The 11,641-nt window shown below is 58.0% G+C and carries 9 protein-coding genes, 1 tRNA gene and 1 pseudogene; 4 read left to right on the top strand and 7 right to left on the bottom strand.

Annotated features, from left to right (window positions below; translation table 11 throughout):
- Window positions 1-475 precede the first annotated feature (475 nt).
- From AACY36_RS17795 to AACY36_RS17775, 5 genes are all read right to left on the bottom strand, one after another.
- Window positions 476-781: a hypothetical protein gene (locus tag AACY36_RS17795; RefSeq protein ID WP_339497377.1), complete on the bottom strand. Its 306-nt coding sequence runs from the start codon at window positions 779-781 to the stop codon at window positions 476-478.
- Entirely contained in the window at window positions 778-1,011 is a 234-nt protein-coding gene (locus tag AACY36_RS17790) for a helix-turn-helix transcriptional regulator (protein WP_047279826.1), read from the bottom strand. The genes AACY36_RS17795 and AACY36_RS17790 overlap by 4 nt, the downstream gene beginning before the upstream one ends.
- A 119-nt stretch (window positions 1,012-1,130) precedes the next feature.
- On the bottom strand, window positions 1,131-1,379 hold the full coding sequence (locus AACY36_RS17785) for a helix-turn-helix domain-containing protein (protein WP_083207084.1): 249 nt from the start codon (window positions 1,377-1,379) through the stop codon (window positions 1,131-1,133).
- A 490-nt stretch (window positions 1,380-1,869) separates the two neighbouring features.
- The gene (locus tag AACY36_RS17780; protein ID WP_339497376.1) at window positions 1,870-3,105 is read right to left on the bottom strand and encodes a tyrosine-type recombinase/integrase; all 1,236 of its coding nucleotides are present in this window, start codon (window positions 3,103-3,105) and stop codon (window positions 1,870-1,872) included.
- Window positions 3,106-3,272: 167 nt separating this feature from the next.
- A tRNA-Arg gene (locus AACY36_RS17775) sits at window positions 3,273-3,349 on the bottom strand.
- A 371-nt stretch (window positions 3,350-3,720) separates the two neighbouring features.
- Here AACY36_RS17775 and gabD point away from each other — a divergent pair.
- From gabD to AACY36_RS17760, 3 genes and pseudogenes are all read left to right on the top strand, one after another.
- Window positions 3,721-5,163: an NADP-dependent succinate-semialdehyde dehydrogenase gene (gene gabD, locus AACY36_RS17770; protein ID WP_339419866.1), complete on the top strand. Its 1,443-nt coding sequence runs from the start codon at window positions 3,721-3,723 to the stop codon at window positions 5,161-5,163.
- Between the two features lie 185 nt (window positions 5,164-5,348).
- Window positions 5,349-6,626 (top strand): 4-aminobutyrate--2-oxoglutarate transaminase, encoded by a 1,278-nt coding sequence (gene gabT / locus AACY36_RS17765; RefSeq protein WP_049710644.1) that lies wholly within the window; start codon window positions 5,349-5,351, stop codon window positions 6,624-6,626.
- A gap of 140 nt (window positions 6,627-6,766) precedes the next feature.
- Window positions 6,767-6,892: pseudogene (locus AACY36_RS17760) on the top strand (histidine kinase); the annotation flags it as partial.
- Between the two features lie 119 nt (window positions 6,893-7,011).
- Here AACY36_RS17760 and AACY36_RS17755 read toward each other — a convergent pair.
- Window positions 7,012-8,013 (bottom strand): GGDEF domain-containing protein, encoded by a 1,002-nt coding sequence (locus tag AACY36_RS17755; protein ID WP_339419867.1) that lies wholly within the window; start codon window positions 8,011-8,013, stop codon window positions 7,012-7,014.
- 187 nt (window positions 8,014-8,200) lie between these two features.
- A complete protein-coding gene (desA, locus tag AACY36_RS17750; RefSeq protein ID WP_065872791.1) occupies window positions 8,201-9,385 on the bottom strand; it encodes a delta-9 fatty acid desaturase DesA in 1,185 nt (394 codons plus the stop codon).
- 166 nt (window positions 9,386-9,551) lie between these two features.
- On the opposite strand from desA, the gene dibA reads away from it, so the two are divergent.
- Window positions 9,552-11,465 carry a phosphodiesterase DibA gene (dibA, locus tag AACY36_RS17745; protein WP_339497374.1) on the top strand — a complete coding sequence of 638 codons (1,914 nt, stop codon included), beginning with the start codon at window positions 9,552-9,554 and terminating at the stop codon, window positions 11,463-11,465.
- The last annotated feature ends 176 nt before the right edge of the window (window positions 11,466-11,641 follow it).

Genomic DNA, 11,641 nt, shown 5'->3' with positions numbered 1-11,641 from the left:
GGGAAAGGCGTGTAGCGAGGCTGGAGTTGGCGTGTAAAGCGGCGAGAGCCATTGCTCGATGAGCGGCGGCGCGAATTTTGGACGGATTGAGGGCGTGCATCTGGTGAAGCTCCTGTATGTGAGGAGCTGCCACGGTTCGCCGCTAAACGAATTAGGGTGGCAGCTGTGCGCGGGTTAGCGGACCGGGCATACAGGACCCCGGCAGACCCGAAGGTCTCCCACGCACAGCCACCATAAACGAGAGTCGCAGGCACAAAAAAAGCGCATGCAATCGAGTCGGAAGCGCTTGTGCGCCTGTATGTGCTCGGGCCGCTAAACCCGGTCGCTGAATTTGCAGCGACGGCCAGAGAGTAACGTCCGTTTTTTGAAAGCGCAACTGTGTGGATCGCTTGCGGATTTTTTCGGTGGGGAATAAATTGCTCAGGCATGTAGATTTACCTCAACGCCTCCGGTTGCCGCCGGGGGCGTTTTCGTTTCAGGCATTTGCTTCCCAGCGCAGGGAGAGCAGTGGGAGAAAGTCGCCGTCGAGGCAAGATCGTGCATCTTCGTAAGCGTCGATTTGCTGCCCTTCATCCAAGACCACTGCGCGCGGGGCTCCGCTGGGTAATGACAATGCACACCAGGTGCCGTCTGCCCATCGCATGACGACAACTACTCGGTTCAGGCGTTTTTGCTCTGAGCGGTGACGTTCAAAACGTTGCATCCCTCGTGACGAGAAACCGACTTTTCTGAGTACAGAGAAGGGCTGCAAAATGGCCTTATCAGCGACACGGTTCCTCATGCAGCCACCCGGTCGCGGGCCGCGATACGCGCGCGCGTCCAATTCAAAATTTCGGCTAATACCCAAGCGACCGGAGCCCCACGCGCATTGCTGTCGGTGAGCTTCACCGCTTGCGGAAAGCCGCTCTCGGGCTGGCTCATAAGTTTGTAAACCGTTGCGCGGCCGATACCTGTTAGGGCTATGACTTGATTGATGCGTATCAGCGTGGCGGCCGGATCGAACTGTCCCATTTCCGTATGAGGCGCGCTGATCGGCAAGCATGCGGATCCGCTAGGGGCCTTTTGGTGACTTTCTCGTGGAGTGGAGGGGGCGAGCCCCACAACTTTTGCAGATTGCTTTGGGGCGCTCATCAGGTCCTGTCTCCAGCGGTTTTTGCAGGTGAGCGCAGTTGGGTTTCAAGCCACGCGACCACGTCTTGGGAGCGATAACGAACCCGAGACCCGGTTTTGATATAGGGAAGTGAGTTGCTGCGAGAACTTCTCCAGGCGGCAAGCGTTCGGCTGGACAGACCTAGTGCATTAGCGACTTGGTCGGTAGTGAGCAAACAAGCAGGGGTGAGAGAGGTAGTGGAGTGGTCTGAAGTGTCGTGAGGCTGCATGGCGCGTTACCTGTCGTAGTTCGTACAGGCCCCAGCTATGTAAACGATTTTCTATTTTTTAAAAGTTTTATTTTTATAATTTTCGGCGCAGGTTTTATGGATAAGACAATTTAATTGAGCAAGATCGCAGCAAGGTTTCAGTTTTTTCCGGGGCTGTCCTACCTTGCCCTACTGGTTTTCTATACAGTTGAAAATCGGAAAGTGAGAAATGAAACCCGGTAAAGTCCCGACGAACGGTAGTCCCCTGCGCCCCTTCTGGTAGTCCGATAACAGCGGCCCCTCCTCAGCGTGGGGCGCCCAATAAGAGATGGCCGCCAGAGGTTTTGGGCGCCTTAGGCGTAACACGCTTTTGACGCGTAACACATGGTGTACGGATCTCTTTTAATACGTGTTACGCAAGAAATATTCAATAAAATCAATTGGTTGGTCTGATGCGTAACGTGCGTAACACCAGTAACATCGAGTTTTGATGGGTATGGGGTTGGCGTATTCAACCCGCCTTTCCAAACTGTCCCTGAATAATGTTGCCATCTACTAGCTCATCCAGATGATCTGCGTACCACTGCATCATCACTCTGCGCTGAGGCAGGTAAACCGCCTTGTTGTACACCCCTGCAATTCCTTCCTTTGCGTGAGAGAGCTGGGCCTCAATGTGATTCTCATCGAAACCCTGCTCATTGAGTATGGTGCTCGCGATATGACGAAAGCCGTGGCCTGTTTGCCGACCGGCATATCCCAGTCTGCGGAGCGCCATTAGAAAGACGGTGTTGCTACGGGGTATTGTCCTGTCTTTCCTGCCTGGAAATAGGAGAGGGTACGCACCTGTCAGTGTTCGTAACTCTGTGAGCGCTTCGATTGCCTGTCGAGAGAGAGGCACGACATGTTCGCGACGACGTTTCATTCGCTCGGCTGGGATCGTCCATAGCTTTTTGGAGAGGTCGATTTCTGACCAGCGTGCTTCTCGGATCTCGCTCGGGCGCGATGCTAATAAGGAAAGCAAGCGAAGCCCTATACGAACGTCCTTTGCGTGAGGGTAGGAATTGATTGCTCGAAGTAGCGCAGGCAGTTCTTCAATCGACACGTGTGCATAGTTTTCAGCGCTACGTGATTGCAGGAATTTGCTTAGACCTTCAAGTGGGTTGTGGACAGCTCGTCCTGTTACGCGAGCCAGGTCATAGATCTCTTTGCAAAAGGCACGAACTCGGCCCATTTGTTCAATGATCCCCTTCTGCTCCATGCCGCGTAGAAACTCCATCCATTCCAGGGGCAATATTTCTGTGTACACGCGTTTGCCGAAGATGGGGAACACGTGAAGCTCGAGTGCGCCAAGTACTCGTCGAGACGTACCTGATTCCCAGCTTGTGCGTCTGGCCTCAAACCACTCGCGGCCTAACGATTCAAAGGTGTTGTTGGCAGCAACCTGGTCTGCAACCTTGCGAGCTTGCTTGCTCACCAATGGATTTTTGCCGGTCGATGCGTCTTCCCGCAGTTGAGTTGCTTTCTGTCTCGCCAAAGAGCCACTGATTTCCGGGTAGCCGCCGAGACCCAGCCAAGACCATTTCCCGTCTGGCTTTTTGTAGCGCAGCTCCCACGATTTTTGACCGTTAGGTTTCACCCGGAAGTACAGGCCATTCCCGTCCTGCTCCCGATATGTAGCGTGCTCAGGCTCCAGGCCTGCAAGCGTGGTGTCTGCTAAGGGGCGGCGTTTGATTTCAGAGCGCTTCACTTCCTGTATGCCTCCAGTTCTAGGAATCTCAAAGCATACACGTGGGCATACACGGCGGGAAGTTATAGGGGTGGACAGGGATGGATAGCCAGAAACAAGAAAGCCCGCACAGGGCGGGCTTCTTGGGGTGTTTCGTAGACTGTCAGAGACAGCCCGAGACTGCTATATGGTGCACCCGGCGGGATTCGAACCCACGACCCCTGCCTTCGGAGGGCAGTACTCTATCCAGCTGAGCTACGGATGCTTGTGCGGGCGACATCATACCCATGTCGACCTTGGGCGTCCATGCTGGTCTTTGGGCGTTTGAGTGTAGGACTCTGCGGTATAGAGGCCCTGCGCTGGGCGCCACCGAACGATGCAATGAAATCTGGCCCAGCTACGCTGATCAGAAAAAACCGGCAAATGCGCCGTTTTCGTTCTTTTTTTCGAACATCCTATTGCCCTGTACCCCCATTGATCCTAGGATTCGTTTGAGATTTCAAACGCTCTGTCTCCCGTGCGCTCTTTAACTTCTTCCGCGCGCTGGGGCTGATTTCCCTGACGGCAGCCCACAAGGCGCCTTTCAACAACTCTAATTCGCTCCGCGTGCGCGCGGTGCTGTTAAGGAAAGCCGACATGCAGCTCAAAGATACCCAGTTGTTCCGCCAGCAAGCCTTTATCGATGGCGCTTGGGTCGATGCGGACAACGGTCAAACCATCAAGGTCAACAACCCTGCCACGGGCGAGATTCTCGGTACCGTGCCAAAGATGGGCGCCGCTGAAACCCGCCGCGCCATCGAAGCCGCCGACAAGGCGCTACCGGCCTGGCGTGCACTGACCGCCAAGGACCGCGCGAACAAGCTGCGTCGCTGGTTCGAACTGATCATCGAGAACCAGGAAGACCTGGCCCGCCTGATGACCCTGGAGCAAGGCAAGCCATTGGCCGAAGCCAAGGGCGAAATCGTCTACGCCGCCTCGTTTATCGAATGGTTCGCCGAAGAAGCCAAGCGCGTCTACGGTGACGTGATTCCTGGCCACCAGCCCGACAAGCGCCTGATCGTTATCAAGCAGCCGATTGGCGTGACCGCCGCCATCACTCCTTGGAACTTCCCGGCCGCGATGATCACCCGCAAAGCCGGCCCGGCGCTGGCCGCCGGTTGCACAATGGTCCTCAAGCCGGCGTCGCAAACCCCGTTTTCCGCATTCGCCCTGGCTGAGCTGGCGCAGCGTGCCGGTATCCCAAAGGGTGTTTTCAGCGTGGTGTCGGGCAGTGCGGGTGACATCGGCAGCGAGCTGACCAGCAACCCGATCGTGCGTAAATTGTCCTTCACCGGCTCGACCGAAATCGGTCGCCAGTTGATGGCCGAATGCGCCAAGGACATCAAGAAAGTCTCCCTGGAATTGGGTGGCAATGCGCCGTTCATCGTGTTCGACGATGCGGACTTGGATAAGGCCGTCGAAGGCGCGATCATCTCCAAGTACCGCAACAACGGCCAGACCTGCGTTTGTGCCAACCGCCTGTACATTCAGGATTCGGTGTACGACGCGTTCGCCGAAAAACTGAAAGCGGCCGTGGCCAAGTTGAAGATCGGCAACGGGCTGGAAGAAGGCACCACCACTGGCCCGTTGATCGACGAAAAGGCCGTGGCCAAGGTTCAGGAACACATTGCTGATGCCTTGAGCAAAGGCGCCACATTGCTGGCTGGCGGCAAGGTGATGGAAGGCAACTTCTTCGAGCCGACTATCCTTACCAATGTGCCGAAAAACGCTGCGGTCGCGAAGGAAGAAACCTTCGGCCCACTGGCGCCGCTGTTCCGTTTCAAAGACGAGGCCGAAGTGATCGCGATGTCCAACGACACCGAATTTGGCCTGGCTTCCTACTTCTATGCCCGTGACCTGGGCCGCGTTTTCCGTGTGGCTGAAGCTCTGGAATATGGCATGGTCGGCGTCAACACTGGGTTGATCTCCAATGAAGTGGCGCCGTTCGGCGGCATCAAGGCTTCGGGCCTGGGCCGTGAAGGTTCCAAGTACGGGATCGAGGATTACCTGGAAATCAAATACCTCTGCCTGGGCATCTAACGAGCCCGGCATGGCATTGCTGTAAACGCAGAGGGCACGAGAGCGCTGACCCTTTGCGTGTTTCATACCGTACTTCGTAGTGGCCGGGAAAGCTGTGGCAGTCGATCATCGCATGCTGCCGTAGTTGCCTCCCCGCCACGTATTCCTTGGACCACGCCACCCGATGAGTGGCGAATGAGGACTTTATGAGCAAGACCAACGCATCCCTGATGAAACGCCGCGAAGCCGCTGTACCCCGCGGTGTGGGCCAGATTCACCCGATCTTCGCCGAATCCGCGAAGAACGCCACCGTGACCGACGTTGAAGGTCGCGAGTTCATTGACTTCGCCGGCGGCATCGCCGTGCTGAACACCGGCCATGTGCACCCGAAAATCATCGCCGCTGTGACCGCGCAACTGAACAAGCTGACGCACACCTGTTTCCAGGTGCTGGCCTACGAGCCTTACGTGGAACTGTGCGAAAAAATCAACGCCAAGGTCCCAGGTGATTTCGCCAAGAAAACCCTGCTGGTCACCACCGGTTCCGAAGCCGTCGAAAACGCCGTGAAAATCGCCCGCGCCGCCACTGGCCGTGCTGGTGTGATTGCTTTTACTGGCGCTTACCACGGTCGCACCATGATGACCCTGGGCCTCACCGGTAAAGTCGTGCCTTATTCGGCCGGCATGGGCCTGATGCCAGGCGGTGTGTTCCGTGCGCTGTTCCCGAATGAACTGCACGGTGTGAGCGACGACGATTCGATCGCCAGCATCGAGCGCATTTTCAAGAACGATGCCGAGCCGCGTGATATCGCTGCAATCATCATCGAGCCGGTGCAGGGCGAAGGCGGTTTCTACGTCGCGCCAAAATCCTTCATGAAGCGCCTGCGCGAACTGTGCGACAAGCACGGCATCCTGCTGATCGCCGACGAAGTGCAGACCGGCGCCGGTCGTACCGGTACCTTCTTCGCCATGGAACAGATGGGCGTTGCTGCCGACCTGACCACCTTCGCCAAATCCATCGCCGGCGGCTTCCCGCTGGCGGGTGTGTGCGGCAAGGCCGAGTACATGGACGCCATCGCGCCAGGCGGCCTGGGCGGTACTTACGCCGGTAGCCCGATCGCGTGCGCTGCGGCGCTGGCGGTGATGGAAGTGTTTGAAGAAGAGCACCTGCTGGACCGCTGCAAAGCGGTTGGCGAGCGCTTGGTCACGGGCCTCAAGGCCATCCAGGCCAAGTACCCGGTGATCGGTGAAGTGCGGGCCTTGGGCGCTATGATCGCGGTCGAGCTGTTTGAAGGTGGCGATAGCCACAAACCAAACGCCGCTGCCGTTGCTTCCGTGGTAGCCAAGGCGCGTGACAAGGGCCTGATCCTGCTGTCTTGCGGCACCTATGGCAACGTGTTGCGCGTACTGGTCCCGCTGACCTCGCCGGACGAGCAGTTGGACAAAGGCCTGGCGATCATTGAAGAGTGCTTCTCCGAGCTGTAAGCGGACGCTGACCTGATCGACAGAAAAAAACCCGCTTCGGCGGGTTTTTTTATGCACACTCCAGCGCATTCAGGCCGTGTTCATTGTCAGTGGGCCGCGGCATTGTCTAAGGTCGCAGCATTACCGAGTGAGCGTGCTGGATGAATGTGGCCGCGCAGATGGCGCGATTGACCGAGCATGAAGGGTTGGAAGCGCTTGCCAAGGGCAAGACGGCGTGGCTGCTCAAAGTTGGCTTGTCTGAGCTGATGCGGGTGCGCAAGGCCTAGCGGGCGACACATATCAATGTGGCAGCTGGCTTGCCTGCGATGCAGGTGGCGTGGTGCTTCAGGCAGTTCGAAGTGATGCTATCGCAGGTAAGCCAGCTCCCACAGGGGGATGCGATTGCTTAACCCGCTATTACGCGGTTCTTGCCCAGGCGCTTGGCTTCGTACATGGCGGCGTCGGCGCGGGCGAACAGGCTGTCCAGGGTCGAGTCTGCCTCGGTGAGGCTGGCCAGGCCCTGGCTGATGGTTACCTTGAACGCCTGGCCTTCGTAGCTGAAACTCAGCGCTTGAATCTCCTTGCCCAGGCGTTCGGCCACTTGCAGCGCCATCTCCGGCGCGCAGCCCGGCAGCACGGCGGCGAACTCTTCACCACCAATGCGTCCGAACAGATCGCCACGGCGCAATACCCCTCGACCGCTCTCGGCGATGCGCCGCAGTACCTGGTCGCCCTCCAGATGCCCGTAGGTGTCGTTAACGTCCTTGAAGTCATCGATGTCCAGCAGCAGGAACGCCAGCGGCGCGCCTTGCGCGCAGGCACTGTCGAAGGCTTGATTGGCGCATTCGAAGAAGTGCCGACGGTTGCTGCTTTGAGTCAGCACGTCGGTGGTGGCGAGACGGTGCAGCTCCAGCGCCATCTGTTTCTTTTCGGTGATGTCTTCGGCTATGCCTACCACGATCAAGGGCTCACCAGGTTCGATTTGCTGGTTGATGTAACACTTGTCGCTCAACCAGCGGATTTGCCCGTCGGCGGTGATGATGCGGTACTCGCGGTCTTCCACGGCGCCTTGTCCCAGCACGCGGGCCAGGCTGTGTTCGGCGTAGTCGAGGTCTTCGGGGTGAATGCTGTTGCGCCACTCCCTATGGTCTGCCAGTAGCAGGCCGGCGGAGCGCCCGAACACCCGCTCATAGGCCGGGCTCACATAAAGTACGCGGCGCGTTTCCCAGTCCATGGCCCACAGCACGGCGTTCACGCTCACCAGCATTGAGCTGAGCAACTGCTCGCGCTCACTCAGCCGTTCGACTTCACCCTGGGCGTGCACCAGCGCCAAGAGGGTCGCCGCCGCAGCCGGACGCGGATGTTCAGCGGTGGGCGGATCGGACAAGTAGGGTTTTTCGTGAACCATCGGCACAACTCTCTCTGGGCGCGCCGCACATTGAAACAGCGGTCACTACAAGGGCCACCATGATGGCGAAGTGTTCATTGAGAGAGGCGAATTGCAGTGAAGTTCCGTCAACAGGATCGATTGCCGGTGTCCGAGAAATGACGCCAAAAAGCCGTAAGGTGGGAGGGGAAGCCCTCCCACCTTACGGTCAGACCGCCGCAGGACGCAGCGAATAGGTCTTCAATTGGTGGGCGAAATCCCGCAGGGACTGGATGCCGCTGGCCTCAGCTTCATGCACCCATTCCTTTATAGCTGCCAGCATATCGTGGCCATTTGAACTGGTCTTCAGCCAGATCTGCTGCAGTGCCAGGCGCTTTTCGTAGATCACTTTAAGTGCCTGGCTGTGTTCCAGCATGCTCTGGATACGCAGGTGGTGGCGGTCATCCAACAAGCTGGTTTCTCGCGACAGCAGACGCTTGGCGCGGTGGAATTGGTGGCGAACCGAGTGATCGACTTTTTCCAGCTCCTGCTTGACGAGCGGGGCGATCACCAACTTGCGGTACTGGGCCATGATCTGGAAACGGTTGTTGAGGATCGCCATGGCGGTGTCCATGTCCAGGTGGCCCTTGCCTTCGACGCGGTGGGCGATGGGCGCAACGCGTTGCACCTTCGCCAGGCGCAGGAAACTGAACACTTTGATCCAGGCCCAGCCCATGTCGAATTCCCACTTCTTCACCGACAACTTGGCGGAGTTGGGGTAGGTGTGGTGGTTGTTATGCAGCTCTTCACCACCGACGATGATGCCCCACGGCACCAGGTTGGTCGCCGCGTCACGGCATTCGAAATTGCGATAGCCCACGGCATGGCCCAGGCCGTTGATCACCCCGGCGGCCCAGAACGGAATCCACATCATCTGGATCGCCCAGATGGTGATACCGATCGTGCCAAACAACAGCAGGTCGATCACGCCCATGATCGCCACGCCCAACAATGGGTAAGGGGTGTAGACCTTGCGTTCGATCCAGTCGTCCGGGCAGTTCTTGCCGTAGATGCGCAGGGTCTCAGGGTTTTCGGCCTCGGCGCGGTACAGCTCGGCACCTTTGCGCATAACGGTGGACAAACCCTTGATGACCGGGCTGTGCGGGTCATCGACGGTTTCGCACTTGGCGTGGTGTTTGCGGTGGATGGCAGTCCACTCGCGGGTGTTCTGCGCCGTGGTGAGCCACAGCCAGAAGCGGAAGAAGTGTTTCAGGCCGGCATTGAGCTCCAGGGAGCGATGGGCTGAATAGCGGTGCAGATAGACCGTGACCCCAACGATGGTCACGTGGGTCATCAACAGGGTGACTGCAACCAGTTGCCAGGCTGACAAGTCAAGAAAACCGTTGTACCACATAGGCTGTATGGCCCTCAGATAAAGAAAAGAACAGCTTACGCATTATCACTAAGCCTACACAGAAAACCAGCCGCTCTTTCAGATAGGAGTGACTGGATGTTTCTTATTCTATAATCCCCAGCCTTTGCAGGACGATTCTGTTTTTTGGGTAAGGATTGATGAGCGTATGCTGTTTTCATGCCGAGGTGCTCTGCGTGCGGGGCTGTTTTACCTGCTGGTTTCCACTCTGTGGATAGGCCTCACTCGGCAGGTATTGATCGAGTTTCTCGATGACCCCAGCGAGCTGAACCACTGGTTGCAAGTAAGTGGCTATGTGTGGGTGGCCTTCAGCGCCTTGGCGATTTACCTGATCTACGCCCGGTTTGCCCGTGCCCACGAATTGCAACAACCCCTGAAGGAAAACCGCGAGCGCCTGCGCCAAGCCGCCGCCGTGTTCGATTGTACCCGTGAGGGCGTGCTGGTCACCGACGCCCAGGGGCTGATCGTCCACGTCAATCGCGCCTTTATGGCGATCACTGGTTATCAAGGCGAAGACGTCATGGGCCAGCGTCCCAGCCTGTTCAAGTCCGGTCGCCATTCGTCGAATTTCTACCAGCAGATGTTCCAGAGCCTGGAGAGCACCGGCGAATGGAGCGGAGAAATCTGGAACCGGCGCAAGAGCGGTGAAATTTATCCACAGTGGCAAACCATTCGTGTGATTCACGATGACCAAGGCCACGCCAGTCATTACGTCGCAGTGTTCTCCGATATCAGCGCCATCAAGGATTCCGAGCACGAACTGGCCCACCTCGCGCACCACGACCCCCTGACTGATCTGCCCAACCGCCTGCTGTTCACCGACCGCGCCGAGCAGGCGCTGGCCTCGGCGCAAGTCCACAAGCGCGGTTGCGGCCTGCTGTTGCTGGACCTGGATCACTTCAAAATCATCAACGACAGCCTGGGCCACAATGTTGGAGACCAGTTGCTCAAGCAGGTGGGCGAACGGCTGCAGGGGTTGTTCGGCCCCGGCATGACCCTGGCGCGCCTGGGTGGAGATGAGTTCGCGGTGCTCGCGGAAAGTTGTCCACAGGTGGTTCAGGCTGCCGCCTTGGCGCAACGCATCCTCGATGCGATGAAGCAGCCGTTCATCTTCGACGGCCATCAGCTGTTTATCAGCGCCAGCGTTGGCATCAGCCTCTTTCCCAGCGATGCCCTGAGCGCCGAACAGTTGTTGCGCAACGCCGACTCTGCGCTGTTCAAGGCCAAGAGCGCCGGCCGCGAAGGCTACGCGTTGTACACCGAAGAACTCACCGCCCTTGCGCAGAACCGCGTGGAAATTGCCAATGAGCTGCGTCGTGCCCTCGAGCAGCAAGAGTTGCGCGTTTATTACCAGCCGGTGCATGAGCTGCACGGTAGTCGCCTGATAGGCGTCGAGGCACTGGTGCGCTGGCAGCACCCGGAGCGTGGCCTGGTGCCGCCGGGGGAATTTATCCCGATTGCCGAGCGCACCGGGTTGATTGCCGATATCGACGCTTGGGTCATGGACCAGGCTTGCCGGCAGATGTGCCAATGGCTGGCCGATGGGGTGCCGTTGAGCTTTATCGCCGTCAACGTTTCCAGCCGGTTGTTTGCGCGGCGCGAACTGTACGAGCAGGTCGCCCAAGTGCTGCACGACACGGGCCTCGACCCCGGTTTCCTTGAGCTTGAAGTGACCGAAAGCGCAGTGATGGACGACCCCGAAGTCGCCCTGGAACAACTACACCGCCTGCGCGAACTGGGCTTGCGCCTGGCCATCGATGATTTTGGTACCGGTTACTCGTCGCTTCTGCGGCTCAAGCGCCTGCCTGTGCAGAAGCTCAAGATCGACCAAGGGTTTGTCGCTGGGTTGCCGTGGGATGAGGACGATGCAGCGATTGTGCGGGTGGTGATTGCGCTGGCGAAAAGCATGGGCATGCAGGTGCAGGCCGAAGGGATCGAGCAGGTGGAGCAGGCGCGGTTTTTGTTGGAGCAGGAATGCGATCTGGGGCAGGGGTATTGGTTTGGCAGGCCGATGCCGGCGCAGGAAATTTATTGGTCGAAAGCACCCACCATCCGTGCTTGAAGTACGGTCAAAAGGTGGGAGCGGCGGTGCGACGATTCGACTTGCTCGCTCCCATATTTGACTCTGCTTGCGACTTGATTTCGGCGTTGATCAATGAAATCAACGCGCAACCCCACGCCCCACCAGAAAATTATTTCTGGTTATATAAACATTCTCAAATAGTATTTTTAAGAATA

The organism is Pseudomonas sp. EA_15y_Pfl1_P101 (genome assembly GCF_963970835.1).
Lineage (GTDB): Bacteria > Pseudomonadota > Gammaproteobacteria > Pseudomonadales > Pseudomonadaceae > Aquipseudomonas > Aquipseudomonas tritici.
This window is presented reverse-complemented; position numbering and strand designations above follow the sequence as displayed.

Excerpts from the sequence above, each read along its gene's own strand:
- AACY36_RS17755 (WP_339419867.1), bottom strand. The coding sequence starts at position 8,013 with ATGGTTCACGAAAAACCCTACTTGTCCGATCCGCCCACCGCTGAACAT.
- AACY36_RS17795 (WP_339497377.1), bottom strand. The coding sequence starts at position 781 with ATGAGGAACCGTGTCGCTGATAAGGCCATTTTGCAGCCCTTCTCTGTA.
- gabD (WP_339419866.1), top strand. The coding sequence starts at position 3,721 with ATGCAGCTCAAAGATACCCAGTTGTTCCGCCAGCAAGCCTTTATCGAT.
- AACY36_RS17790 (WP_047279826.1), bottom strand. The coding sequence starts at position 1,011 with ATGGGACAGTTCGATCCGGCCGCCACGCTGATACGCATCAATCAAGTC.
- AACY36_RS17785 (WP_083207084.1), bottom strand. The coding sequence starts at position 1,379 with ATGCAGCCTCACGACACTTCAGACCACTCCACTACCTCTCTCACCCCT.
- desA (WP_065872791.1), bottom strand. The coding sequence starts at position 9,385 with ATGTGGTACAACGGTTTTCTTGACTTGTCAGCCTGGCAACTGGTTGCA.
- dibA (WP_339497374.1), top strand. The coding sequence starts at position 9,552 with ATGCTGTTTTCATGCCGAGGTGCTCTGCGTGCGGGGCTGTTTTACCTG.
- gabT (WP_049710644.1), top strand. The coding sequence starts at position 5,349 with ATGAGCAAGACCAACGCATCCCTGATGAAACGCCGCGAAGCCGCTGTA.